Consider the following 25,404-nt stretch of genomic DNA (forward strand, 5'->3'; position numbering starts at 1 on the left):
ACCCACCTGTCCGAGCACATCCGCACCTGTACGGGAGCCGGTATGGCAGAAGAGACGACCGACGTTCTGATCGTGGGCGGCAGCATGGTGGGGCTGGCCCAGGCACTGTTCCTCGCCCAGCAGGGCGTCCGCACGCTGCTGGTGGAGCGGCACCCCGAGATCTCGGCGCACCCCCGCGCCCAGGCGGCGAGCCCGCGCACCATGGAGCTGATGCGGGCCCTGGGCCTGGAGGAGGCGGTGCGCGCGCAGGAGAACCCGTACGCGCACTACGGCGACGTCCTCCAGGTGGAGTCGCTCACCGGGGCCGAACTGGGCCGGTTCGACGGGCCGTTCCGGCACGACCCCAACGAGGTGGCCGGCACCGGCTGGACGCTGATCGGGCAGGACCGCCTGGAGCCGGTGCTGCGGGCCCGCGCCGAGGAGCTGGGGGCGGACGTCCGCTTCGGCACGGAGATGACCCGGTTCACCCAGGACGCCGACGGCGTCACCGCGGTGCTGCGGGGCGGTGCGGGCGGGGAGCGCACCGTGCGGGCCGCCTACCTGGTCGCCGCCGACGGCTCACGGGCGCCGGTGCGCTCCGCCCTCGGTATCGGCGAGCACGGCCCGGGTGTGTTCGGACGGCAGATGAACGTCGTCTTCCACGCCGACCTCGACCCGTACGTCGCGGGGCGCACCTTCTTCCTGTGCTTCGTCAGCAACGACCGCGTGAAGGGGGTGCTCGGCAAGCTCGGCGGCGACGGCTCCGACCGCTGGGTGCTGGCGCCCAGCCTCCCGCCGGACAGGCAGCACGAGGAGTTCGGCGCCGAGGACTGCGTCGAGCTGGTGCGGGCCGCGGTGGGCGTGCCGGACCTCCCGGTCCGGATCGAGTCGGCGACCGGCTGGGAGATCGCCGCCAGGGTGGCCGACGGCTTCCGCTCGGGCCGGGTGCTGCTGGCCGGCGACTGCGCGCACGTCATGCCGCCCACCGGCGGGTTCGGCGGCAACATGGGCATCCAGGACGCGCACAACCTGGCGTGGAAGCTGGCGCTGGTCCTGCGCGGTGCGGCGGACCCCGCGCTGCTGGACAGCTACGAGCAGGAGCGCGCGCCGGTCGCGGAGTTCACCGTCGACCAGGGGGTCATCCGCTACCTCCAGCGCAGCGGTCTGGACGCGGCGGCCGCGGCCCGGCACCGGCCGGAGTCGACGGTGCTCTTCGGGCACGTGTACCGCTCCGGCGCCGTGCTCGCGGAGGCCGGTCCCGACGACGGCGCCCCGGTGGAGGACCCGACCGCTCCCTCCGGCCGGCCCGGCACCCGCGCCCCGCACCTGCCCGTCGTCCGGTCGGGCAAGGAGGTGCCGCTGCACGACCTGTTCGACGGCGGCTTCTGGCTGCTGGCCGGGCCGGACGGCGCCGGCTGGGAGGCCGCGTGCGCGGAGCCGTCGCTGCCGGTCGCGGTGGCGTGCCACCGGGTGGGGGCGGAGGAGCCGGCGGTGACCGCGGAGCGCTTCCTCGCCCGGTACGGGGTCGGCGCGTCCGGGGCGGTGCTGGTCCGGCCGGACGGGTTCGTCGCGTGGCGCGCGCCGGCCCTGCCGGGCGACCCGGCGGCGGCCCTCGCCACGGCCCTCGCCCACGTCCTGACCGGCACCACCGGCTGACCCCGGCCGTTCACACGGACGTCCGTGCGCTCGGGGGCTTCGCGGCACGGACCACGCACGTGGGCACCACGCACGTGGACAGCGCGCTCATGGGGACAGCGGCGCGCGGGTGCCGCGCCCGCGGGCGCCACGCGCGCCCGCCGTGCCGGGCCCCCGGGACGGGCTCCGGCACGGCGGGCGGCGGGGCGGCGTACGGTGCCGCCCCGCCGGACGCGCGTGCGGCGGGGCGCGGCGGCCCGGGGGCCGGGGCCTTTCTTTCGGACCAGGTCGGCTTCCGCCGGCGGCGCCTTGCCGTGGGGTCGAGCGGGGTCCGGTGCGTGCGGCTGCAAGGCGGAGGAGGGCGGCGACGCGGAGCGTCGACAACCGAGGACAACGCCGCAGATGTGCGTGCCGGACCCCGCGTCCCCCGGCAAGACCCGAAAGAGAGGCCCTAGGTGCGGTCCAGGATGCGGTGCAGGGCGGCGATCGCGGAGCGATCGACCGGGCCGGTGCGGCCGGCGGTGGCGCGCCATCCGACGAACCCGTCGGGGCGCACCAGCACCGCGCCGCCGGGCAGCACGCCGTAGCGGCGGCGGAACGCGCCGTCCTGGTCGCGGAACGCCGCCCCGGCGCCGACCCGGACCGACCTCAGGGCGATGCCGAGCGCCTCCGCCGCCTGTTCGACGGCGGCCGGCCAGGGGCCCGCGGCCTCGTCCACGAGCAGGGCGAACCCGTCGCCGAACAGGTCCGCCACCGGCAGCGGTCCGTCGGGACCGTCCAGGACCAGGTGCGGGGCGCGCGTGCCGGGGCCCGCGCTCGGGTGCTCGGGGTCCTCCACGAGCGTGTCCGGGGCGCCCTCCTCGGGGGCGAACGCGCCGGAGCGGTAGCAGTAGCCGAAGGTCATCGTCGTCTCGCTGAGCAGTTCGTCGGCGACCTCGTGGTACTGCTTGCCGTCGCGGACCGCGAACCGCAGCATGGCCTGGCGCACGGTCTCCTCCGCGACCGGCCGCCGCTCCGCGTCGTAGCTGTCCAGCAGGGCGGGCCCGGCGGCGCCGGACAGCACCAGGCCCAGTTTCCATGCGAGGTTGTAGACGTCCTGGATGCCGGTGCTGGCGCCGAAGGCACCGGTGGGCGGCATCACGTGGGCGGCGTCCCCGGCGACGAACACCCGGCGGGTCGCGAGCCGGTCCGCCACCCGCGCGGAGATGTCCCAGGCCGGCATGTCCACCGACTCGATCTTCAGCGGGAGGTCCGGCACGCCCACCGCCGCCCGGACCAGGGAGATGCAGCGCTCCTCGGTGAAGTCCTCGGCGTTCTGGCCCTGTTCGGGGAAGAAGGAGACGTTGATGACCCAGCGGCGGTCGTTGTCCAGGGGGATGATCGTGCCGCGGACCTCGGGGTTGTTGACGTAGGCGGCGATGATCCGCCGGCCGCGCAGCGCCTCGTCGAGGTCGGCCTCGAAGAAGAAGCTGACCAGGTTGGTGAGGGTGCCGCGGCCGTGCGCGCCGATGCCGAGCATCTCGCGGAGCGGGCTGCGGCTGCCGTCCGCGGCGATCACGTAGGCCGCGCGGATCTCCGACTCGGTGCCGGTGGACAGGTCCCGGACGCGCGCCAGGACGCCGTCCGCGTCCTCCTCCAGGGCCTCCACGCGGGTGTGGAAGCGGACGTCGGCGCCGGCCTCCTCGGCGCGGGCGCGCAGGATCGGCTCCAGCTGGTTCTGGTCGATGAGCGTCCACTGCGTGGGGCTGATCCGGCCGATGTCCTCGGGCGAGGCGTTCGGCATCCGCACGCGTTCCTTGCCGGCCAGCGTCTCCACGTGCACCAGGTCGGTGTTGCCGGAGATCGGCGAGCGCCCGGCCCGCACCCGCTCCTCCATGCCGACGGCGCGGAAGAGCTCCATGGTGCGCGGGTTGATGGCGCGGGCCTTGGGGTGGGTGGAGGTGTCGGCGTGCCGTTCCACGAGGGTGGCGCGCACGCCGTGCCGGGCCAGGAAGACGGCCGCGGACAGGCCGGTCAGCCCGCCGCCGACGACGAGGACGGGCGTCTGCTCCTGCTTCATGCTGCTGCCTCCTTGTGGGCCGTCACGAGGGTGTGGGTGCCGAGCATCGGCTCCGCGGTCACGTCGGTGAAGCCGGCCTCGCGCAGCCAGTCCCCGCAGTCGGCGACCCGGTACTCGCTGCCGTCCTGGCTGACCAGCCTCATGTGCAGGCTGCTGAGGAGCCGTTCGGGGTCGCTGCGGTCGTCGTCGATCATGCGGTCGTAGACGAGGACGGTGCCGCCGGGGCGGACCGCGTCGTGGACGCGGCGCAGCAGTGTGCGGCAGCGGTCGGCGTCGAAGCCGTGCAGGATGTGCCCGAGGACGACCGCGTCGGACGGGGGCACGGGGTCGGTGAAGAAGTCGCCGCCGGCGAAGTCGATCCGGTCGGTGAGGCCGAGTCCCGAGACGTGCTCGGTGAACAGCGGCCGGGTGCGCTCCAGGTCGAAGCAGGTGGCCCGGAGGTGGGGGTGGGAGCGGACGAGGACGGCGGCGAGGTTGCCGCGGGCGCCGCCGAGGTCGGTGAAGGAGGTGTACCGGCTCCAGTCGACGCGGGCGGCCAGTTCCTCGCCCATGCGGTCGCTGTAGGCGTCCAGTCCGGCCAGGAACCGCTTCATCTTCGCGGGGTCCCGGTGCCGGTCGCCGACGAATCCGCCCTTGTCGGGGTCGAGGTGCTGGGGCTCGCCGGTGCGCAGCGCCTCGGTGAGGCGGCCCCAGGTCCCGTACAGCGTCTCGTTGGTCAGCTCGATGAATCCGCCGAGGTAGGCGGGCGCGTCCGGCACGAGGTAGGTCTGCGCCAGGGCGGAGTTGCGGTAGCGGCCGCCGCTGCGCTCCAGCAGGCCGAGTCCGGCCAGGGCGTCCAGGAAGTCGGCGGCCAGCCGGTCGTGCACGCCGGTGGTGCGGGCCACCTCGGCGCCGTCCCGGGGGCCGTCGGCGAGGGCGCCGAACACGCCGAGGGCGACGGCGCTGTGCAGCACCTTGGCGGCGCAGTCCGCGATGGTCAGCTTGATCAGGGGGCCCGGATCGACCGCCGCTGCCGTCGGGGTGGGTCCTTCGGTCGTCGTCACTCAAGCCTCCAGGTCGGCGTCGGCGTCTGGCGTTCGGTGCGGTGGTGCCGACGATGGCCGTGACGTGTCGAGACGGGCTCGAAGAGCGCTGAAGCGCCCGGGCGCCGGAGCGGGCGTCCGGCGCGGTCGGTGCGCGCGCCCCGGCGGCCGCGGCCCGCCGCGGGGACGGGCGCCGGGACGGCGCGGGGCCGCCCCTCCCCCGGCGCGGATCGGCGCGGGGGAAGGGCGGCCCGTGGGTGACGCGGTGCGGATCAGTGCTCGGCGGCCGGGTGTTCCCGGGCCGCTTCGTCACCGCCGCCGTGGTGGTCCCACGAACGCAGCGGCAGGTTCCGCATGCGCAGGGCGACGGCCAGGCCGACGAGCAGGACCGGCACCGCGGCGAGGAACACGGGCGTGAGCGCGGCGGCGTACGCCCGCTCGACCGCGTCCCGCACCGGCGCGGCGAGCCGGTCGAGCACCTCGTGCGAGGAGAGCGCGTTGTGGTCGACGCCGTGCAGCGCGCCGGCCGGGACCCGCTTGCCGAGCTCCTCGGTCAGCCGGTTGTAGAAGAGCGCGGCGAACACGGAGATGCCCAGGGTGCTGCCGAGCTGGCGGGAGAAGGAGACGGTGGCGTGCACGGCGCCGATGTCGTCGCGCGGGGCGGTGTTCTGCGCGGCCATCGTGAGGACCTGCATGTTGAGGCCCGCGGCGATGCCGAAGAGCAGCATGTACGCGATGACGACGGCCCGCGGGGTGCCGGTGTCCATGGTGGAGAAGAGCAGGGCGCCGCCGATGCCGGTGGCCATGCTCAGCACCGGGTACCACTTGTAGCGCCCGGTCTGGGTGATGACGCGTCCGCTGACCACCGAGGAGGCGACCAGGCCGAACATCATCGGCAGCAGCACCACGCCGGACATGGTGGGGCTGGCGCCGGTGACCACCTGGACGTACAGGGCGAGGAAGTTGACCGCGCCGAGGAAGACGACGCCGGCGACGAGGCTGACGACGACGCTGATGGTGAAGGTGGAGTCGCGGAACAGGTGCAGCGGGATGACCGGCTCGGGCGCCCGCCGTTCGGCGGCCACGAAGAGCACGGCCAGGACCACGGCGGCGGCGCCCAGGCCGAGGATCTGCGGCGAGATCCAGTCGTACTTCACCCCGCCCCAGCTGGCGAGCAGGGTCAGCGAGACGATGGCGAGGCTGAGGGTGCCGAATCCGGCGTAGTCGATGTGCGACTGACGGGACTTGGGCGGCAGGTGCAGGCTGGTGGCGATCAGGGCGAGCACCACGATGCCGATGGGCAGGTTGATCAGGAACACCCAGTGCCAGCTCAGCAGGTCCGTCAGGAGTCCGCCGATGGCGGGTCCGGCGAGGGCGGCCGCGGCGAAGACGATGCCGAAGAGGTTGAAGTACTTGGCGCCCTCGCGGGGGCTGAACAGCTCGCCGATGATGGCGAGCACGGACACGAACAGGCCGCCGGCGCCGAGGCCCTGGACGACGCGGAAGACGATGAGCTGCTCCATCGACTGCGCGGCGCCCGAGGCGGCCGAGCCGATGAGGAACAGCACGATGGCGATCACGAAGACCTTCTTGCGGCCGAAGAGATCGCCGAGCTTGCCGTAGACCGGCGTGGTGACGCTGCTGGTGATGATGTACGCCGTGGTCACCCAGGCGAACACGTCGAGGCCGCCGAGGTCGCCGACGATGCGCGGCAGGGCGGTGGCGATGATCTGCGCGTCCAGCATGGCGAGGAAGATCGCGAGCATGCACGCGGTCATCACGGTCTTGATCTTGGTCTGGGGTGCGAGCGGTGCACCCGTCTCCAGGTGCTGGGACCCGGTTGTCGGGGAAGACACGGAGGTGACCTTTCGGTGAGGGATCTGACGTCCCGCGTGGGGTGGTGGCCCCTACGAGTGGCGTTCCGGTCCCCGTCCCGCCGGCCGCCCGGGGCGGCCGGCGTCGTGAGCTGCCTGAAAAGGGGATCTTCACTTCGTGGTGCGGGTGGTGGTGAAGTGGCCGGCCGCACCCGGGGGTTGGTGCGGCCGGCCACGGCGTGGGGAGGCGGCGGTGACCCGGGCCGGTCAGGGCACCAGGACGACCTTGCCGAGCTGGGCCCGCGCCTCCATCAGTTCGTGCGCCTTGACGGCGTCGACGAGCGGAAGCCGCTCGTGGACGACCGGGCGCACCTTGCCGGAGCCGATCATGTCGAGCAGGTCCCGCCGGCCCGCGGCGATGGCCTCGGGCTTGTTGTAGAGCATCGCGTAGAGGGCGAAGCCCGCGATGGTCTTCATCCGGCTGAGCATCAGCGGGTTGACCGGCTGGATGTCGCCGCTGGCCGACCCGTAGAAGACCAGGCGGCCGAACTGGGCGGTCAGGGCGACGCTCTTGGTGAGGATGTCGCCGCCGACGGTCTCCAGGACGACGTCGGCACCGCGGCCGTCGGTGGCGGCCTTGACCTGCTCGTCCCAGTCGGCGTCGGTGTAGTTGACGGTGACGTCGGCACCGAGGTCGCGGACGAAGTCGAGCTTGGCCCGGGTGCTGGCGGTGGCGATGACCTTGCCGGCGCCCATCGCCTTGGCGATCTGCACGGCGAGGTGGCCGACCCCGCCGGAGGCGGCGTCGATCAGCACGGTCTCGCCGGGCTTGAGCTGGCCGGCCTCCTTGAGCGCGTGGTACGCGGTCTGCGCCGGGCTGGGCAGCAGGGTCGCCTCGGCGGCGTCCATGGTGTCCGGGATGGAGATGGCCCAGGCCGCGTCGGCGACCACGTGGTCGGCGTAGGCGCCGCGGTCGACGTCGACCACGATGCGTTCGCCGACGCGGAGGTTGGTCACGCCCTCGCCGAGGGCTTCGACGGTGCCGGCGACGTCGCCGCCGGGGGCGCCGGGCAGTTCGGCGTGGCCGCCGATCGGGATGCCCTGGCGTCGCTGCACCTCGGCGAACGTGACACCGATGGCCTCGGAGCGGATCAGCACTTCGCCCGGTCCGGGCTGCGGCTTCTCCGCCTCTTCGACACGCAGCACCGAGGGGGCGCCGTGCTCGTAGTGGCGGACGATTCGCATGGTGTTCTCCCAACTAGGAAGTGTCGTTCGAGCCGCGGTCGTGCCGCGGCTCCGCCCAGGGATCCGGGTTTCGAATTACATGCACTCATGCACGTGTATGTGAGTCTACATATCAATGCATGATGCGCAAGCCCAAAGTGAGGTAAAGACGGTCCGCGGGCTCAGGGGACGAGGACGACCCGGCCCAGCTGGGCGCGTGCCTCCATCAGCGCGTGCGCGGCGGCGGCCTCCTCCAGGGGCAGCTCGGCGTGCACGACGGGCCGCACCTTCCCGGTCGCCACCATGTCGAGCAGCTCGCGGGCGCCGCGGGCCATGGCGTCGGGCCGGTGCCGCATCACGCCCCACATGCTGAAGCCCATGACGGTGCGGTTGTCGAAGATGTCGTCGACCTCGACGGCCGGCACCTCGCCGCCGGCCGTGCCGTAGACCACGGTCCGGCCGAAGGGCGCGGTGAGCTTCACGCTCCGGGTCAGGACGTCACCGCCGACCGTCTCCAGGACGAGGTCGACACCGCGGCCGCCGGTGGCGGCCATGACCTGCTCCGTCCAGTCGTCGCGGCTGTAGTCGACGGTCGTGTCGGCGCCGAGCGACGCGGCGAAGTCGAGCTTGTCGGGGCTGCTCGCGGCGGCGAGCACCTGGCCCGCCCCCAGGGCCTTGGCCATCTGCACCAGCAGGTGGCCGATGCCCCCGGCCGCGGCGGTGATGAGGACGGACTCCCCCGCCTGGAGCCGGCCGGCCGTGACGATCACGTGGTAGGCGGTCTGGGCGGGGATCGGCAGGGAGGTGGCCTGCCCGGCGTCGATGCCCTCGGGGATGGTGAACAGCCAGTCGGCACGGGTGACGACGTACTCGGCGTAGCCGTCGGCGCCGACGCCGGTGACCACACGGTCCCCGACCCGGACCTCGGTCACTCCCTCGCCGACGGCCTCGACGGTGCCGGCCACGTCGCCGCCCGGTGATCCCGGGAGGGTCGCGGGACCGCCGACCGGGATGCCCTGACGGCGCTGGCACTCGGCGAAGTTGACGCCGACGGCCTCGGCGCGGATCAGCACCTCGCCGGGGCCGGGCGCCGGAGTGTCTGCCTCCTCGACGCGCAGCACCGACGGGGCGCCGAACTCGTGGTGACGGACGATGCGCATGGTTGTGCTCCTCTTGCTCGTTGGGGGGATGGGTGGTGCATGGTGCGGGTGGCGTCCGTGGGGGGACGTGGGACGGGTTCTGCGGGGAGCGGGCCCTCGGCCGCGGCAGGCCGCAGGCCCCGCCCCTCCGGGAGGAGGGGACGGGGCCGCCGTACGGACGGGCCGGGTCGGGGCGGGCGGCACGGTCGGAGGTCAGGCGGACCGGGCGGCGGTGAACTCGACGAGGGAGCGGACCGGGCCGAGACCGGTCACCCGGCGCAGCGTGAGCCCGGCGGCCTCGCCCAGGTCACGCAGGTCGCCGGAGGTGCGCATCTGCCCGCCCAGGTAGACCAGCATCCGCAGGTCCAGGTCGGTCTGGTCCCTCTGCACGTCGAGCAGCCCCTCCACGACCATGACCCGCCCGCCCGCGGCGACCGCCTCGGCGCAGCGCCGCAGGACGGCGACCGCCCGGTCGTCGGGCCAGTTGAGCAGGACGTTGGCGAGGAGGTAGGCGTCGGCGCCGGCCGGCAGGGGGTCGAAGAAGCTGCCCGCCACGGCCCGGCAGCGGTCGGACAGCCCGGCCTCGGCGAAGTCCGCCTCGGCGGCCCTGGCCGGTCCCGGCAGGTCGACGAGGGTGCCGCGGGCACCGGGTGCGGCGGCGACGACGGCGGCCAGCAGGGCGCCGCTGCCGCCGCCGACGTCGACGACGTGCCGGACGCCCCGCCAGTCGCCCTGCGCAAGGAGCGCCGGGGTCACCCAGCGCATGCTCGCCGCCATCCGGCTGCCGAAGGCCTCCGCCTGCGCCGGGTCCGCCTCGACGTCCGTCCAGAAGTCCCGGCCGTAGAGCGTCTCGTAGACGGGGGCGCCGGTGCGGACGGCGTCGAGGAGGCGGAAGAAGGCGAGTTCGCCCCGGCCGGTCGGCCCGTCGAGCCCGAGCCAGTCCCGGCCGGAGCCCTCGACGTCACCGCGCAACTGCTCGCCGAGCGAGGTCGGTTCGTACCTTCCCCCGGGACGCTCCCGGTAGATCCCGGCCGTCACGAGATGGCCGAGCAGGCGGCGCAGCGCGGCGGGGTCGACCTGTGCCGCGCGGGCGAGCGCCTCGGCGGTGACCGCGCCGCCCGCGAGGTGGTCGGAGAGCCGCAGGGTCGCGGCCACCCTGATCGCCATGGGGGTGATCAGATCGCTCTTGCGCAGCAGTTCTCTGGACCAGGGTGGCGCGCTCACGGCTCTCCTCGGCGCTGGATGCGGTGGGGGGACGCCCGGTCGGTGCACGGCCCGCCCGTGCGCCGGCCGGGACTCAGACGGTGCCGAACCACGTGGACAGGGCGGTGCCGAGCGACTCACGCAGCTCGGCCTCGGGCAGCTCCCGGTCGGCCGCCCAGGCCACGTAGCCGTCGGGGCGGACGAGCAGCCCGGACAGCTCCGGCTCGGCGGCACACGCGGCGCGCACGTGGCGGACGCGTCCGGCCCAGGAGACGCCGGCTCCCCACTTCTCGTAGACCTGGGCGATCTCCGGGCGGCCGGTGAGGTCGAGCAGCACGCCGGTGCCCCGCTTCAGGTATCCGGGGAGCGTCCTGACGCCGTCCTCGGTGCGCAGTTCGAGGTCGCGGGCGAAGTCGCCGAGCATGGGGTGGGCCGGGCCGTCGATCCCGTAGCGCACGGTGACGCCGCTGAGCATCTCGGCGAGGTACCGGTTCACCTGGTCGCGGCGCATCAGGTCGGTGAACAGCTCGCGCAGCGGGGTGACGTACGGGTCCGGGTTCATCAGGGCGATCTGGGCGCGGGTGTTGGCCAGCACCTTGCGGGCCGGGGCCTGGCGCTCGCCGTCGTAGCTGTCGAGCAGACCCTCGGGGGCCCAGCCGTGCACGGCGGCGGCGAGCTTCCAGCCGAGGTTGAAGGCGTCCTGGAGGCCGAGGTTGACGCCCTGGCCGCCGACCGGGAAGTGGGTGTGGGCGGCGTCGCCCGCGAGCAGGATGCGGCCCTCGCGGTAGCGCTCGGCCTGGCAGGCGGAGTCGGTGAAGACGGACAGCCAGCGCGGGTCCCGGGCGCCCAGGTCGCTGCCCCAGATCTCGCGCAGGCTCGCGGTGAGCTCGTCCAGCGTGAGGTCCGCGCCGGGCTCCCGCTCGGCCTGGAAGTCGAAGGTGGAGACGCGGTGGTAGGTGTCGTCCAGCGGGACGCAGAAGAGCAGGCCGCGCTCGGTGCGCTCCATGCCCATCGGCGCGTTCTCCCGGTCGGCCAGGATCACGTCGCCGAGGCGGGCGGTGACCCGGCCGCCGGTGCCGGGGAAGACGATGCCCGCCTCCCGGCGGACCAGGCTGCGGCCGCCGTCGCAGCCCACGACGTACCCCGCGCGCAGCGTGTAGGCGCCGTCGGGGCCGGTGACGTCGGCCTCGACGCCGTCGGCGTCCTGGCGGATCGCCGTGACCTCGTGGCCGCGGCGGATCTCGGTGCCGACCTCGGCGGCACGCTCCTCCAGCAGACGCTCGGTGCGGGTCTGCTCGGAGAGCAGGGCGTAGGCGTGCGCGCTGTCCAGGGCCGAGAAGTCGACCCACTCGTCGAGGCCGGCGAAGTGGCCGTTGTTCCAGGACCGGGCGCCGTCCCGGAAGCGGTCGACGAGGCCGCGGCGGTCCAGGGACTCCAGGGAGCGGGCGTGCAGGCCGAAGGCCTTGGAGTGCGGCGTCCGCTCGGGCAGGCGCTCCAGCACCACGGCGCGGACCCGGGAGATGCGGAGCTCCGCGGCGAGCAGCATGCCGACGGGCCCGCCGCCGACGACGAGCACATCGAAGTCGAGGTCCTGCTGGGTCTTCCCCGTTGCCACGGCGAGTCCTCTCGCTCGGCGCCGGCTTATGTGCCGGCGGACAGATATATGTTTTCACACATGCAGTAGATTGAGAGCATACAGATGCTCGCTCGACGGAATCAAGTCGCCTAGAATGCGTGCATGGAGACCTCGACACAGAGTCCGCCGCGGGCATCGGAACTGCTCGACGCCGTGGGACCCGCGTTCTCGCGTCTGCGGCGGACCCAGGCGCTGAATGTCGAAAAACAGGTGTCCCGCAAGGACATGACGAGGACCCTGGTCCTCAACATCGTCCAGGACGGACCCGAACACGAGGGCCAGGAGATCACCGTCGGCGTGGTCGGCGAACGGCTCGCCGTCGACCCCTCGGTCGCGAGCCGGATGGTCTCCGACTGCATCACGGCCGGCTACCTGGTCCGCGCCGCCTCGCAGCGCGACGGGCGGCGGACGATCCTCCAGCTCACCGCGGACGGGCACGAGATGCTCGACCGGTTCCGCAGCCACCAGCGCTCGGCGTTCGAGCGCATCACCCGGGACTGGCCGGAGGTGGAGCGGCTGGAGTTCGCCCGGCTGCTCATCAAGTACGTCGACGCCATCGCCGAGTTGCAGAACGAGTCCGAGTCCGCCTGAGCCGCCCGCGAGGGGGCGGGGACCGCCGGTGTCGCCGCGGTCCCCGGCCCGCCGGTGTCAGGCCCGCGCCAGGATCGTCCGCAGCACCGCCGCCAGCACCTCGTCCTCCCGGCCGGCGGGGTCGGCGCCGGCCGACCGCCAGGCGACCACCCCGTCCGGCCGCACCAGCACCGCGCCCTCGGGCCGCAGTCCCCCGTACAGCTCGGCGAAGCGCCCGTCGGGGTCGGCGAGCGTGCCCGCCCCGCCGCCGGTGCCCGGCACCACCCGGCGCGCGGTGATCCGCACCCGCAGCCCGGCGGCGGCCCCGGAGGCCGCGGTCAGCCACTGGCCCCCGCGCTCCCCGGCCAGCAGCACGAACCCCCGGCCGAAGAGGTCGAGCGTGGTGAGGGGGACGCCGTCCCGGGCGAGCACCGCGTACGGCGCCCGGGTGCCCGGCGCGCCGCGCAGCGTCCGTGGGTCGGCCGGTGCGGGGCGGTCCTCGGCGCCGGGCGCGGGGACCACGGCGGCGGACCGGTAGGTCTGGCCCATCGTCACCGTGAGGGCGTCGAGGGCGGCCTGCTGCTGCTCGGGGGTGGCGCTGCCGGAGCGCACGGCCAGTTGCAGGGAGCCCTGTTCCGCGGTGCAGCGGGCGACCGCTCCGCGCTCGGCGTCGTAGGTGCGCAACAGGTCGGGGCCGGCCGTGCCGTCGAGGACGAGGGCGAGCTTCCAGGCCAGGTTGTGGGCGTCGGCGATGCCGGTGTTGGCGCCGTAGCCGCCGGTCGGCGGGATGACGTGGGCCGCGTCGCCCGCGAGCAGCACCCGCCCGTGCACGAAGCCGTCGGCGACCTGCTCGGCCATGTCCCACGGGAAGCGCGAGCGGATCGTCACCTGCACCTCGGGCGAGCCGATGGCGGCGCCCACCAGCTCCGCGCAGCGGGCGTCGGTGAAGTCGTCGAGGCTCTCGCCGTCCTCGGGGCGGTAGCCGACGATGAGGGTGCCGCCGCTCAGGGTGTCGTCGTGCACGAGGATCCCCATGACGTCGGGGTTCTTCACGTGGACCACGCTGTAGCGGCGGTCGCCGAGCACCGGGGCGAGGTCCGCGCCGAAGGCGATGCTGACGTGGCGGGACAGCACGCCGCGCCCCTGCCGGGTCACCTTGAGCGCCTCGCGCACGGTGCTGCGCGGGCCGTCGCAGGCCACCAGGTGGGAGCAGCGGAAGCTGCTGGTGCCGCCGTCGGGGCCGGCGAGGACGGCGGTGACCCCCTCCGGGTCCTCCGCGAAGGACAGCAGCTCGGTGCCGAAGCGCAGGTCGGCGCCGAGTTCCTCGGCGCGGTCGCGGAGCAGCGGCTCCAGCCGGTCCTGCGGGAGGAGCAGCAGCCGGGACGGGGTGAGGTCGTCCAGCTCGTCGCCGCCCTCCAGTTCCTCCTTGCTGAACAGCACCTCGCCGGCGAGCGAGGTCACCCCGGCGCGGGTGCGGTGCGCCTCGAAGCCGGAGGCCTCGCGCCGGGCCGCCTCCTCCACCCCGGCCTGCCGGAGCAGTTCGGCGGTGCGGGGGTAGTAGCCGACGGCCCTCGGGTGGATCGAGGTGCCGGGGTGGCGCTCCACCAGGGTGCAGGGCACCCCGTGGTGGGCCAGGAACAGGGCGGTGGACAGGCCCACCAGGCTGCCGCCCACGATCAGGACGGGTGCATCACTGGACGTCATCGCGGAACCCTCTCTCGGGCAGGGCTCCGGCCGCCGTCGCGGGCCCGGATCCCGGCGTGGATCTCGGCGTGGATCTCGGGGTGGAGCTGGGGGTGGAACCCGGGGCGGAGCCCGGGGTGGGGTCGGGGGCGGTCACGGGGTGGGCAGGCCGGCGCGGCGCAGGGCCAGGTAGTCGACGACCTCCCAGTGCTCGGCCACCTTCCCGCCCTCGATGCGGAACTGGTCGCAGGTGCGCATCAGCAGCGGCGAGCCGGACGGGCCGCCGCCGCTCCACGCCCCGGTGAGCGTGCCGGTCCAGGTGACGAAGACCATCACGCGGTCCCCGGCGGCGACGACGTGGTCGACGGTGGTGACCAGGTCGGGGAACGCGGCGATGTTGTCCGCGAAGAACGCCTTGAAGGCGTCGAGCCCGTCCGGCACCGCGTCGGTGCGCATGTTGTGGTGCCGGTAGTCCTGGTGGTAGTAGCGGTCGGCGAGGTCCAGCCGGTGCTCGCTGAAGACGTCGCGGTACGCGCCGAGGACCAGATCGGTGTTGGCCCGCTCGGTGGCGTCGTGCGGGCCGTGCAGACCGGGCGCGGCCGGCTGCGCGCCGTCGCCGTCGAGCCCGGGCACGCCGTGCGCGGCGAGGACGTCGCGATCGGCCACGTTCCAGTGCTCGGCGACCCTTCCGTCCTGAAGGCGGTGCAACTCGGCCGTGTGCAGCCGGAGCCGGCCGCCGTCCGGGGTGGCCCCCGTCCAGGTGGCGAACAGCATGACCCGGTCGTGGTCGGCGACCAGGTGGTCGATGCCGGCCCGCAGACCGGGGAAGCGGCCCGTGAGGGCGCGCAGACGGCCGACGGTTCCGCCCTCGGCGGGCCCGGCCGGCGGGTCGTGCTCGATGTGGTCGGGGTGCAGGAAGCGGCCGGCCTCCTCGAAGCGGTGCGCGCAGTGCAGCACCTCGTACATCTCCCGCACCAGTTCCGCGTTGCGGGCGCGCTGCCCGACCGGGCTCGCGGTGGTCATGGTTTCCTCCCCGTCGAGTCGCGGGCCGGCGTCCGGCCCGCCGTGCGCTCAGGCCTTGAGCGCGTACGTCGTCCAGTGCGAGTCGGCCTCGAAGCCGAGGCGGCGGTTGAGGGCGACGACGGCGGTGTTGCCGACGTCGTTGAACACCTGGACCAGGGCGAGGCCGGGGTTCTCCCGTGCCGCCCGCAGCAGCAGTTCCGCCTTGAGCCGGGTGGCCAGGCCGCGTCCGCGGTGCGCGGGCAGCACCAGCGTCTCCCCCGCGTCGGCCATCGGGCTGTCGCGCACGTAGAGGGTGGAGTACGCGACGACGTCGTCGCCGTCCTCGGGCAGTGCCGCGACCGCGCACAGCCGGTGGCCGGCGCGGACCGCCTCGGCCTCCCGTGCCCGGACGTCGGCGGCCGACGGACGGCGCACCCGCGCCTGGCCGTTGACCCGCTCGTCCAGGGCGCTCCAGGCGCGGGCGTAGGAGTCGACGAGGCCGTCGGGGCAGGCGCCGTCCCAGTGGACCAGGCGGTGGCCGGGCACGGGCCGGGCGGCCGCCTCGTCCAGCGCCCGCCGGGCGGGGCCGGCCAGCAGCAGCCGGTTGCGCAGGGTCTCCCCCGTGCGCTCGGCGCCGAGTTCCGCGGCGAAGCGCTCCGCGGCGGCGCCCTTGGGCGCGTCCACCAGCAGCAGGTCCCGGCCGCGCTCGCGCAGCGCGGCGCGGCCCGCGCCGGCCAGGGCCCGGCCGGCGCCGCGGCGCCGGAAGTCCGGGAACACCCAGAGCGAACCGTGGCCCGGGCCGGACGGGTCACCCAGGTCGAGGCCGAGTTTCAGCACCCCGGCCGGGGTGTCCCCGTCGTAGGCCGCGAGCACGATCCGCTCCGTGCCGTGCCGTTGCTGGAAGAGGCGGGCGAGCAGGGCCTGCGTCACCGGCGGGTCCGCGGGCAGGGCCTGGCTCATGGTCTCCCGGAAGCCGGGGAGCAGGGCGGCGAGGGTCGCCGGGTCGTCACCGTCGAGGCTGCGCATCTCCATGGCCGACACCCTGTCCCGCCGCTCTCGAAGCACCGTCGAGGGCAACTCGACACCGGCGCGGGGGCGGCGGGACGGTCGTCGTGGGCGGCGGGCGGCCCGGGTCAGTCGTCGTGCACGGTGATGGCCTGCACGGGGCAGGCCCGCACCGCCTCCCGGACCCGCCCGTCGTGGGCGCGGACCGGCGCGCCCGGGAGCAGCCGGCTCACCCCCTCGTCGTCCTGGGTGAAGACCTCGGGCGCGGTCAGGGCGCACATGGCGGCGCCGATGCAGCGGTCCGTCGCGATGGTGATGGCCACGTCCGCCCCCGTCACCACTCGACCGGGAGCTCGGCGACGCCCTGGAGCACGTACGGCGCGTTCAGCGGCAGGCGGTCGGAGGCGACCGGCACCCTCAGGCCCGGGATGCGGCGGAAGAGCGTGCGGAAGGCGATCTCCATCTCGGCGCGGGCGAGGTTCTGCCCGATGCACTGGTGGATGCCGTAGCCGAAGGCGACGTGCCGGCCGGAGGAGCGGGTGATGTCGAAGGTGTCGGGGTCGTCCCAGGCGTGCGGGTCGCGGTTCATCAGCATGGTCGACATGGCGACGCCGTCGCCGGCCCGGATGGTCTGCCCGGCGATCTCGATGTCCTCGACCGCGACCCGCATCAGCACGTCGCCGATGGAGGTGAAGCGCATCAGCTCCTCGACGGCGCCGGGCAGCAGCGTGTCGTCGGCCCGCACCCGGGCCAGCTGCTCGGGGTGTTCGAGCAGGGTCACGGTGCCCAGCGCGATCATGTTGGACGTGGTCTCGTGCCCGGAGACGAGCAGCAGCGAGCAGACCATGGCCAGTTCGTGGGTGTCGACCGAGCCCTCGGAGAGCTGGTGGGCGATCAGCTCGTCGATGAGGCCGTCGCCCGGCTGCTTCTCCTTCCGGGCGATCAGGTCGTGCAGGTAGGTGAGGATCTCGGTGAACGCGGTCCGGGCGCGGTCGGCCTCGTCCTCGCCGGCGGAGGAGAGCACGTGCCGGGAGCGCTCGTCGAAGTAGCCGCGGTCCTCGTAGGGCACCCCGAGCAGGGCGCAGATCGCCGCGGAGGGGAGCGGGAGGGCGTACTGGGAGAGCAGTTCGGCGGGGCTGCCCCGCTCGATCATGTCGTCCACGAGGCCCTCGGCGATGCGCTCGATCTCCGGGCGCAGCGCGGCGATCCGGCGGATGCCGAACCCGGGGATCACCATGCGCCGCTGGCGGCCGTGCTCGGGGTCGTCGACGCCGACCAGCGGCGGCGCGGCCCGCTGCTGGGTCTGGGCGGCGATCCGGGGCGCCAGGAAGGGGAAGTTGGGGTGCAGGACGTTCGAGGACAGGCGCGGGTCGGGGAACAGGGTCCGGCCGACCTCGTTCCCGGCGACCAGCCACACCTGGCGTCCGTCGTACAGCGTGACCTTGGTGAGCGGGCCGCGCTCACGCAACTCCTCGTAGCCGACCGGCATCCGGTACGGGCAGCTCCGGGTCATGGGGTAGGCCGGCGCCTCGCTCGCGGCCGGCGGGCTGGTGGTCTCCGTCATGCGTGCCTCCTCGGTGGTGTCCCGACGCACGCCATTGAGCCCCGCCGCTCTCGAGGGCACTTGGAAGATCCCTGGAGGGCGACGGGGCCTGGCGGGGCGGCAGGACCTGGTGGGGCGGTGGGCCTGCGGGGCGCTCAGGCGCCGCCGGTGATCCGGAGGGTCTCGCCGTTGATGTTGCCGTTGGCGGCGGAGCCGAGGAAGACCACCGCACGGGCGACGTCCCTCGGCTCGGACATGCGGCCGGAGGGCAGGGTCCTGCCCTTCTCCTCCAGGAAGCCGGGCGGCACGTTGGCCCGGACGGTCTCGGTGGCGGTCTGCCCGGGCACCGCCATGTTCACCAGGATCCCCTCGGGTCCCAGCTCCCAGGCGAGGCTGCGCATCAGCCCGAACAGGGCGGACTTGCCGGCCCCGTAGGCACCGGCGCCGGGCTTGCCGGTGTCGGCGAGGCCCGCGCCGATCAGCACGACGCGGCCCCACTCCCGGCCGCGCATGTGCGGCAGCACCGCCTGCACGGTGTGGAAGACCGCCTCGACGGAGGTGTGCAGCACCTCCTGCCACTGCTTGGCGGGGACGTCCTCGAAGCGGGGCACCGGACGGCCGGGCCGCGGGATCGCCTCGCTCCACACCACGGCGTTGGCCACCAGGACGTCGATGCCGCCCCACTCCTCGGCGACCCGGGACACGGCGTCCCGGACGGACCGCTCGTCGGCGAGGTCGTAGCGGACGACCAGCGGGGTGCCGCCCGCCTCGGTCACCAGCCGGGCGGTCTCGTGGGCCGCGTCCTCGCGCGTGTGGTACGTGATCGCGACGCGGGCGCCCTCCTCGGCGCAGGCGACGGCCGTCGCCCTGCCGATGCCCGAGGTGGCACCGGTGACCAGCACCACCTTGTCCTGCAGTTCGGTCCTCATGGAGCCCCCTGGGTCGTCGTGGGCCGGCCGCCGATGCTCTGCGCGTGCCGGAAGAAGTTCTGCGGGTCGTAGGCCCGCTTCACCTCCAGCAGCCGGGCGCGGTTCTCGGCGAAGCAGTCGGTCTCCCAGTCCTCGGCGGTCCGGGAGCTGGGAAAGTTGACGTACGAGCCGCAGGCGAGCGGGGCGAGCGCGCCGGCCGCCCGGTCCGCCCAGGCGGTGAGCCGGGTCCCGGCGTCCGGGTCCGCCGCGACGTCGCGGCACGCCATCTGGTACCCGATCAGGAACCGGGCGTCGCGGTGCACGTAGGCCGTGGCGGTCCGCGGGACCCGGTTCGCGGCGCCGCCCACCGCGATGCACAGCAGGTAGCGCTCGCGGCCCTCCGCGTCGAGGGCGGGGTCCCAGGCGTCGAGCAGCGCGGCGGACTCGGCGCGGGTGGCGGCCCGTCCGGTGAGCCGGTAGCTCTGCCGGGTGTAGGGGTGGCGGTGGCCCTCGGCCTCGGGGCCGCTCCCCGTACGGTGACACTGCGCCACCGTCTTCGAGCCGCACAGGGCCTCGTGCATCACCTCGGCGTACCCGGCGCGGGTGCCGACGGTGCGGCTGAGCGGCTTGGCGCCCGCCCGCTCGGCGAGGGCGTCGAGTTCCGCGGCCAGTCGCTCGGTGGGTCCGAGGTGGACGCCCCACACGCGGACCACGGGGTTGCCCCCGGGACCGAACATGCCGGGCAGGACCACCAGGGAGGTGCCCAGTTCGTCGGGGCCCTCGACGCACCACTCCTGCCAGGCGGTGAGGACGTCGACGGCGTCCTCGTAGGCCCAGAGCGTCTCGAACCCGGTCATCTCCGGGGCGTCCACCGGCCGTACCTCGAACTCGGTGACGATCCCGAAGGTGCCGCCCCCGCCGCCGCGGACGGCCCAGTACAGGTCGGGTTCCACGGCCGGCGAGCAGCGCACCGTGCGGCCGTCGGCCAGCACCACGCGCGCCGCGGTGATGCGGTCGCTGCCCATCCCGAACTTCCGGGTCTGCCAGCCGAGTCCGCCGCCGGTGAGGAAGCCGCCGACGCTCACCGTCGGGAAGGTGCCGGTGACGATCTGCCGCCGCTGCGGCCGCAGGGCGTCCAGCGCGTCCAGCGACTGCACACCCGCACCGAGCCGGACGACGGGACCGTCGGCGACGGCGTGGTGCATCCGGGACAGGTCGACGACCAGACCCTCACCGGTCGACCAGCCGTTCATGCTGTGGCCGTTGCCCCGGACGTGGAGGCGCAGGCCGTGCTCCTGTGCGTGCCGCAGGCAGGCGACGACGTCGTCCTCGCCCGTGCAGTACGCGACGGCGTGCGGCCGGATCGTGTCGAACTCCGTGTTCTGCAGCTGCCTGGCCAGCGGGAAGCCCGGGTCGGAGGGCTCCACCAGCTCGCCGCGCAGACGGTCCCGCAGCATCAGTCGTCGACGCCGAACTTCTCGGCGGTCACCTTGGAGCCGGCGTGGCCGCGCAGCTTGGTTCCCTGCGGGTCGAAGAACTGGGCGCCGCCGGTGCCCTGCCACCGGGTGTCGGAGACGAACTCGCCCTCCACCCGGACGTGGGCCTCGCCGACGTGCTTGCCCTCGCCGTCCGCGGCGAGGATGTGGAAGCCGTACTCGAAGGTGCCGGGGCCGGTGGAACGCCAGCTGCCCAGGCCGATGTTCTTGGTGTTCAGCTGGGTCGAGACGACCCCGCCGTCGGACGAGAACGAGACCAGCCCGGGGACGAGTGTGCCGTCGTCGTCCAGCTGAGTGGTCCAGGTGCCGACCAGTCGTGCGTCGCTCATCTCAACTCTCCAGGGAGTTCACGGGGTGGGTGGTCGCCGTCAGCCTTCCGGCCAGGTCTGGAACCGCGCTCGAGACGTCCTGTAGGGAGCGCGGGGGTCGTCGGGGCCGTCGGCCGGGAACAGCGGCGGGGTTCCGAGGTCCGGGTGCCAGTACGTGGCCATGTGGATGGCGCCGAGGGCGGTCAGCCCGCGCAGCACGGGCAACAGGCAGTGGCGGACCAGGACCCGCCGGACGGTGCCCGGCCGGCCGGGGGCCGCGGGCTCGGGGGTGGACCAGTGGCGGGACACGTCGCTCCGATCGGTGGCGTGGGCGCGGTGCGGGACGGTTCGGCTCTTCAGCGGGTGCAGACGGCCAGTTCCAGCCCGGTGCCGAACGGCAGGGGCAGCGAGGCCCAGCCGCTGCCGGGCAGCCGCAGGTGGGTGAGCAGCTCCGGGCAGGGGCGGACGGCCCGGTGCGTCCCGCACGCCACGACCACGGCGCCCGGCAGCATCCGGGGCTCCAGCATCTGCAGCAGCGGCAGGTGGGACTCGGGCGGGCCGTCGAGCACCAGCAGGTCGACCGGGCCCGGCACCGCCGGGAGCACCCGCTCGGGGCGGCCGGGCCGCACCTCCGCGTACCGGTCCAGGCCCGCCTGCCGGATCGCGGCGGCCGCGGCCTTCCGGCGGGCGGGGTCCGGGTCGCAGGCCACGACCCGGCCGCGCCCCTGCTCGCTCAGCGCGCGGGCCGTCGGGAGGAGCGACGCGGCGTCCGGGCGGCCGGTCCGAAGGACCGTCAGCAAGCCGGTTGCCAGGACGAGTTGGCGGAGCAGGGTGTCCAGGGCGGTCCCGTCGTCCGGTGCCGTGGCGGCGCCGAGGGGACGGTCGACGGACGATGTGGTGCTGGGCATGCGCAACTCCCCCGTTGAAGAGTGTCGGGAGGCCACGACGGCCTCCCGGCCCGGGTGAACCTTTCGGCCGAGCGTTACAGACCCGGGCACGGGGGGCCACGGCCGTGGACGGCTGCGCGAGCGGGACTCCAGCCGTCCTCCACCCGCGGCGGGCGCCGGGGCCGCCGGGCCGCGGCGGGGTCTGCGCCACCGGGCCGCGGCATGGCGGAGGTGCCGTGGCCGGACGGCGGCCGCATGCGCGGCGGCACCCCGCCGCCCTGTTACCGAGTGCGGACAGAACCGGGTGAACAACTCCGGTCCGGGCGCCGTCTCACGGGGTGCAGCCAACAGCCGATCCGGCCGGTCGCCCTGCGGGAGCAGGCGGCGGTGCCGCGTCGTGACAGCCCGTGGGGGGACTTCCGTGATGACCGTTCGCCGTGCTCGCCGCACCACCCGGTCCGCCGGCCTGGTGGCCGTCGCCGCCGTTGCCGCCTTGTCGCTGACCGCCTGTCAGAGCGGGGGCGGGGACGGCGCCTCCGGCCCGGAGAAGCAGGTCTCCGGCTCCGGCTCCACCGGTGGGAGTGCGCCCGGCGGCGCCGGGACCGGCGCGGACGGGACCCGGACCGGTGGGGGGACCGGGACCACCACCGCGCACCGCACCACCGCACCGGCCGCCGCGGGCAGGGCCGCGTCCCCGGTCGGCACGCAGACCCTGGCGGACGGCAGCAAGGCCGAGATCCACCGACTCGGCGACCAGCACTACCTCGCCAGGATCGTCCACCGCGGTCAGGTCCTGGCCACGCTGGAGACGAACCAGCACGACGCCGGACTCGACGCCAACGACATGTTCGTCGTGCTCACACTGGGCGGCCAGGTCCATTCCTGGATGGGCGGCGGACACCAGGGACCGGGGACCTTCCACCTTGCGGGCGGCTGGACGGCCAGGGTCACGAGGACCGGCGACCTCCGGTACCGCGCGCAGATCCTCGGCCACGGGGGTGAGGTGGACGCCACGCTGGAGGCGGACCAGCACGACGCCGGGCTCGACGCCAACGGCATCCGCATCGTGCTCAGCGCCGGCGGTGTGATCAGCGCCCACGCGTGAACGCCTGCCCCGGGGAGCCGCCTCCCGCGGCCCCGCCCACGCACCACCGGATGTCCCGGCGGCCCGGCGCTGTGACCGGGAAGGTTCACCGGCTCGCGACGCCCGGCACGGCACCTCGCTGCGTCGTCGCATCACCCGGGTACATCCCGTACGCGGGCGACGCTCCGCCGTCCGATGCTCCCCCACAGCCTGAACGGCGTGGGAGGTGCCCCCAGCACCGGACGCCGCGAACTTCCCGGCAGACCTTTCCCGGCCACAGCACTAGACGTGTGCCGGGGCCATGTGGTCGGTGAACCAGTCGCGGGCCAGGTCGGTGACCGCCTCCAGCGCGCCGGGCTCCTCGAAGAGGTGGCTCGCGCCGGGGACGACGGCGATCCGGCTCTCGCAGCGCAGCAGGTCCCGCGCCTGCCGGTTGAGGTCGAGCACGATCGGATCGGCACTGCCGACGACGAGCAGGGTGGGAGCCGTGACCTCGGGCAGCCGGGGCCCGGCGAGGTCGGGCCGGCCGCCGCGGGAGACGATCGCGGCGGGACGGGCCCGCTCCTCCGCGGCGGCCCACAGGGCGGCGGCCGCGCCGGTGCTCGCGCCGAAGTACCCGACGGCGAGACCCTGCGCGGCGCTCTGGGCGCGCAGCCAGTCGGTGACGCCGACGAGGCGCCCGGCGAGCAGCGGGATGTCGAACACGTTGTCCCGGTCGGCCTCCTCCTCCTCGGTGAGCAGGTCGAACAGCAGGGTGCCGAGGCCGGCACGCTGGAGTCCGGCGGCCACGAACCGGTTCCGGGGGCTGCGCCGGCTGCTGCCGCTGCCGTGTGCGAAGACCACGATGCCGTCGGCGCCGGCGGGCACGGTGAGGCGGCCGCGGAGCCGGACGGCTCCGGCGGCGATGTCCACCTCCCGGTCGGCGGCGAGACCGCCGCCGTCCTCGCCGGGCCCGTCCGTGGCGGCGGCGGTGTCGGGGGCGGAGCGGGCTGCGGACCGGCGGAGTTCGGCCGCGACCTCGTAGTCCTCGACCTGGGTGAAGTCGGCGTAGAACTGGCCGATGGCGTAGAAGGCGGCCGGGGTCGCCACGCAGACCATGTCGTCGGCCTCGCCGGCCAGCCGGTCGGTCCAGTCGTGGGGCGCGACGGGCACGGCGAGCACGGTCCGCGCCGCCCCGCGGGCGCGGGCGATCCGGCAGGCGGCGCGCGCGGTGGACCCGGTGGCCACGCCGTCGTCGACGATCACCACGGTCCGTCCGGCGACACCGGTCGCGGTGCGCTCACCGCGGTAGCGGGCGGCACGCCGGGCCAGCACCTCCCGCTCGCGCTCCTCGACGCCCGCGAGGTCCGCCGGGGAGACGCCGGTCTCGCGCAGCACCTCGTCGTTGATGACCCGCACGCCGTTCTCGCCGATCGCGCCCATGCCCAGCTCGGGCTGGTAGGGGACGCCCAGCTTGCGCACCATGCAGACGTCCAGGGGCGCGTCGAGCGCCTCGGCGACCGCGGCGGCCACCGGTACCCCGCCACGGGGCAGCCCCAGCACGACGACGTCCTGGCCGCGGAGGTACTCCAGTCGGGCCCCCAGCCGCCGTCCGGCGTCGCGGCGGTCCGTGAAGAGCATGACGCGCCTCCTTCACTCCCGGGGTGACCACAGGGGGGTGGGCGGGGTCGCCTCGGGCGCCCCCACCGCCTTGATGTCGCCGGCGGCGGCGCGCAGCAGGTCCCGGCCGAGGGCGATGAGCGCGCGTCCGGCGGCGAGTTCGTCGCCGATCTCGGGGATCGCCGGGTCGTAGGGATTGCGCCGGGCCTCCGCGCGGGTCTCCAGTACGTTGTCGCCGGTGTCGAGGACGATCCGGGCGGTGGTGTCCGGGTCGTGCTCGGACAGGTACAGGCTGAGCCGCCACTCCTTGGCGGACGGGGCCGGCCGGATGCCGGCGGGTCGGGTCATCGTCCGTCTCTCCTCACTGCGGTGCGGACAGGGCCACCTGGGGCGGCAGACGGACACGGGGCTGCGGCCCCACCCCTCCACTGTGCCCCCGCCGCGGGCGGGACGCACGGTCTCGGGGTACGCGGGCACGGTCCCGGCCGGTGCGGCGGGGCCGCGGGCGGCACCGGCCGGCGTCGGGCCGGCCCGGCGCGACGGGCACAATGAGGGGCATGACCACGCGCTCCTGCCCCTGCGGACTGCCCGAGCCCTACGACCGGTGCTGCGGCCGGTACCTCTCGGGAGCCGCGGCCGCGCCGAGCGCGGAGGCCCTGATGCGGTCGCGGTACACCGCCTTCGTCGGCCGGGACGCGGGGTATCTGCTGCGGACCTGGCACCCGCGGACCCGGCCCGCGCGGCTCGACCTCGACCCGGACGTGCGGTGGACGGGCCTGGAGGTCCTCGGGGCCACCGGCGGGTCGGCCTTCCACACCACCGGCACGGTGACGTTCCGCGCCGCCTTCCGCGGCGGCTCGCTGCACGAACGCAGCCGGTTCGAGCGGGTCGACGGCGCCTGGGTGTACGTCGACGGGGACTTCCTGGAGGACTAGGACCTGTCCGGGCGGTCGTGCGGCCGCTTCGCCGGCCGGTCGCCGACGTAGGCATCCCCCGCGGCGGACGGCCAGCGGGCTTCGACGGCGCGGGACGAAGGAAACGCGACACCGTCGGACGGGCTGTCACCCGGCTGGAGCGGCACCGGACGGTCGCCACTCGCCACGACGGACGCGGCCGCGTCCTCCTCGGCACCGTGACGGCGGGGCCCCCTTCGTCCGGTTGCCGGAGCAGGGCTCCTCTGCGATCAATGCGCGGGGTGCTGCGGCTGCCGCATCCAGGCGTCCGGGCCGGGGCCGCCGCCCTCGGCGAGCAGGGCCGGCCGGGCGACGTAGTGGCGCCGGCCCTCCTCGTGTGCCGCGCAGGCCTCCGGCGACGGGAGTCCGCTGTGGACCAGGCGGAACAAGGTGCCGTCAGCGGTCGCTCCGACGCGCCCAGGGCAAGGACCTCGCAGCGCTCAAGGCGCTGCTGGAACGCTGAACCGGGTCCCCCGGGGGACCCGGCACGCGGCCCCCGGAACCGGCGGCTCAGGGCACCGGCGGCGGGTCCGGCGCACGACCGCGCAGCACCCGACCGCCGTCGGCCCTCGTGCGTCCGACGTGCGACACGCGCCGACGCCCGGCCTCGTGACCTGCCGCTCCGGCAGGTCACACCATGGCACCCCGGTCCGTA

General features: G+C 74.7%; 24 protein-coding genes. 4 read left to right on the forward strand and 20 right to left on the reverse strand.

Annotated features, from left to right (window positions below; genetic code table 11):
* The first annotated feature begins 42 nt into the window (after positions 1–42).
* On the forward strand, positions 43–1,635 hold the full coding sequence (locus tag P3H78_RS14915; protein WP_276109443.1) for an FAD-dependent monooxygenase: 1,593 nt from the start codon (positions 43–45) through the stop codon (positions 1,633–1,635).
* A 430-nt stretch (positions 1,636–2,065) separates the two neighbouring features.
* Here the strand turns inward: P3H78_RS14915 and P3H78_RS14920 are convergent, their stop codons facing one another.
* The 7 genes from P3H78_RS14920 to P3H78_RS14950 all read right to left on the reverse strand — a co-directional run bounded on the left by P3H78_RS14920 (position 2,066) and on the right by P3H78_RS14950 (position 11,690).
* Positions 2,066–3,673: an FAD-dependent oxidoreductase gene (locus tag P3H78_RS14920; RefSeq protein WP_276109444.1), complete on the reverse strand. Its 1,608-nt coding sequence runs from the start codon at positions 3,671–3,673 to the stop codon at positions 2,066–2,068.
* On the reverse strand, positions 3,670–4,716 hold the full coding sequence (locus P3H78_RS14925) for a methyltransferase (protein WP_276109445.1): 1,047 nt from the start codon (positions 4,714–4,716) through the stop codon (positions 3,670–3,672). The genes P3H78_RS14920 and P3H78_RS14925 overlap by 4 nt, the downstream gene beginning before the upstream one ends.
* A 251-nt stretch (positions 4,717–4,967) precedes the next feature.
* The gene (locus P3H78_RS14930; RefSeq protein WP_276109446.1) at positions 4,968–6,551 is read right to left on the reverse strand and encodes an MDR family MFS transporter; all 1,584 of its coding nucleotides are present in this window, start codon (positions 6,549–6,551) and stop codon (positions 4,968–4,970) included.
* Between the two features lie 225 nt (positions 6,552–6,776).
* A complete protein-coding gene (locus P3H78_RS14935) occupies positions 6,777–7,754 on the reverse strand; it encodes a quinone oxidoreductase family protein (RefSeq protein WP_276109447.1) in 978 nt (325 codons plus the stop codon).
* Between the two features lie 161 nt (positions 7,755–7,915).
* Complete coding sequence (locus tag P3H78_RS14940; protein ID WP_276109448.1) at positions 7,916–8,893, reverse strand: quinone oxidoreductase family protein; 978 nt, start codon at positions 8,891–8,893, stop codon at positions 7,916–7,918.
* A gap of 192 nt (positions 8,894–9,085) precedes the next feature.
* Positions 9,086–10,096, reverse strand: coding sequence for a methyltransferase (locus P3H78_RS14945; protein WP_276109449.1), 1,011 nt, complete (start codon positions 10,094–10,096; stop codon positions 9,086–9,088).
* A gap of 73 nt (positions 10,097–10,169) precedes the next feature.
* Positions 10,170–11,690, reverse strand: a complete 1,521-nt coding sequence (locus tag P3H78_RS14950; RefSeq protein ID WP_276109450.1) for an FAD-dependent monooxygenase — start codon at positions 11,688–11,690, stop codon at positions 10,170–10,172.
* A 123-nt stretch (positions 11,691–11,813) separates the two neighbouring features.
* On the opposite strand from P3H78_RS14950, the gene P3H78_RS14955 reads away from it, so the two are divergent.
* Positions 11,814–12,302: a MarR family winged helix-turn-helix transcriptional regulator gene (locus P3H78_RS14955; protein ID WP_276109451.1), complete on the forward strand. Its 489-nt coding sequence runs from the start codon at positions 11,814–11,816 to the stop codon at positions 12,300–12,302.
* Positions 12,303–12,359: 57 nt separating this feature from the next.
* Here P3H78_RS14955 and P3H78_RS14960 read toward each other — a convergent pair whose 3' ends face one another.
* From P3H78_RS14960 to P3H78_RS15005, 10 genes are all read right to left on the reverse strand, one after another.
* Entirely contained in the window at positions 12,360–13,985 is a 1,626-nt protein-coding gene (locus P3H78_RS14960) for an FAD-dependent oxidoreductase (protein ID WP_276109452.1), read from the reverse strand.
* A 132-nt stretch (positions 13,986–14,117) separates the two neighbouring features.
* The gene (locus P3H78_RS14965; RefSeq protein WP_276109453.1) at positions 14,118–14,987 is read right to left on the reverse strand and encodes an ester cyclase family protein; all 870 of its coding nucleotides are present in this window, start codon (positions 14,985–14,987) and stop codon (positions 14,118–14,120) included.
* 48 nt (positions 14,988–15,035) lie between these two features.
* Positions 15,036–15,998: a GNAT family N-acetyltransferase gene (locus tag P3H78_RS14970; RefSeq protein ID WP_276109454.1), complete on the reverse strand. Its 963-nt coding sequence runs from the start codon at positions 15,996–15,998 to the stop codon at positions 15,036–15,038.
* A 101-nt stretch (positions 15,999–16,099) separates the two neighbouring features.
* The gene (locus P3H78_RS14975; RefSeq protein ID WP_276109455.1) at positions 16,100–16,294 is read right to left on the reverse strand and encodes a ferredoxin; all 195 of its coding nucleotides are present in this window, start codon (positions 16,292–16,294) and stop codon (positions 16,100–16,102) included.
* A gap of 11 nt (positions 16,295–16,305) precedes the next feature.
* Entirely contained in the window at positions 16,306–17,535 is a 1,230-nt protein-coding gene (locus tag P3H78_RS14980; protein ID WP_276109456.1) for a cytochrome P450, read from the reverse strand.
* A 134-nt stretch (positions 17,536–17,669) separates the two neighbouring features.
* Complete coding sequence (locus P3H78_RS14985) at positions 17,670–18,443, reverse strand: SDR family NAD(P)-dependent oxidoreductase (protein ID WP_276109457.1); 774 nt, start codon at positions 18,441–18,443, stop codon at positions 17,670–17,672.
* The gene (locus P3H78_RS14990; RefSeq protein WP_276109458.1) at positions 18,440–19,879 is read right to left on the reverse strand and encodes an FAD-binding oxidoreductase; all 1,440 of its coding nucleotides are present in this window, start codon (positions 19,877–19,879) and stop codon (positions 18,440–18,442) included. Before P3H78_RS14990 ends, P3H78_RS14985 begins: the two co-directional genes overlap by 4 nt.
* Positions 19,879–20,247, reverse strand: coding sequence for a hypothetical protein (locus tag P3H78_RS14995; protein WP_276109459.1), 369 nt, complete (start codon positions 20,245–20,247; stop codon positions 19,879–19,881). The genes P3H78_RS14990 and P3H78_RS14995 overlap by 1 nt, the downstream gene beginning before the upstream one ends.
* Before the next feature lie 39 nt (positions 20,248–20,286).
* Complete coding sequence (locus P3H78_RS15000) at positions 20,287–20,535, reverse strand: hypothetical protein (protein WP_276109460.1); 249 nt, start codon at positions 20,533–20,535, stop codon at positions 20,287–20,289.
* A 47-nt stretch (positions 20,536–20,582) separates the two neighbouring features.
* Complete coding sequence (locus P3H78_RS15005; RefSeq protein WP_276109461.1) at positions 20,583–21,134, reverse strand: class I SAM-dependent methyltransferase; 552 nt, start codon at positions 21,132–21,134, stop codon at positions 20,583–20,585.
* A gap of 403 nt (positions 21,135–21,537) precedes the next feature.
* On the opposite strand from P3H78_RS15005, the gene P3H78_RS15010 reads away from it, so the two are divergent.
* The gene (locus tag P3H78_RS15010) at positions 21,538–22,218 is read left to right on the forward strand and encodes a hypothetical protein (protein ID WP_276109462.1); all 681 of its coding nucleotides are present in this window, start codon (positions 21,538–21,540) and stop codon (positions 22,216–22,218) included.
* Between the two features lie 261 nt (positions 22,219–22,479).
* Here P3H78_RS15010 and P3H78_RS15015 read toward each other — a convergent pair whose 3' ends face one another.
* Positions 22,480–23,817 (reverse strand): phosphoribosyltransferase family protein, encoded by a 1,338-nt coding sequence (locus P3H78_RS15015; RefSeq protein ID WP_276109463.1) that lies wholly within the window; start codon positions 23,815–23,817, stop codon positions 22,480–22,482.
* Positions 23,818–23,829: 12 nt separating this feature from the next.
* A complete protein-coding gene (locus P3H78_RS15020) occupies positions 23,830–24,144 on the reverse strand; it encodes a dsRBD fold-containing protein (protein WP_276109464.1) in 315 nt (104 codons plus the stop codon).
* A 200-nt stretch (positions 24,145–24,344) separates the two neighbouring features.
* On the opposite strand from P3H78_RS15020, the gene P3H78_RS15025 reads away from it, so the two are divergent.
* A complete protein-coding gene (locus P3H78_RS15025) occupies positions 24,345–24,731 on the forward strand; it encodes a YchJ family protein (protein WP_438827968.1) in 387 nt (128 codons plus the stop codon).
* 248 nt (positions 24,732–24,979) lie between these two features.
* On the opposite strand, the gene P3H78_RS15030 is transcribed toward P3H78_RS15025, so the two are convergent.
* A complete protein-coding gene (locus tag P3H78_RS15030; RefSeq protein ID WP_276109466.1) occupies positions 24,980–25,138 on the reverse strand; it encodes a hypothetical protein in 159 nt (52 codons plus the stop codon).
* Between the last annotated feature and the right edge of the window lie 266 nt (positions 25,139–25,404).

The sequence above is a fragment of the Streptomyces tropicalis genome (assembly GCF_029269835.1).
GTDB classification, from domain to species: Bacteria; Actinomycetota; Actinomycetes; order Streptomycetales; family Streptomycetaceae; genus Streptomyces; species Streptomyces tropicalis.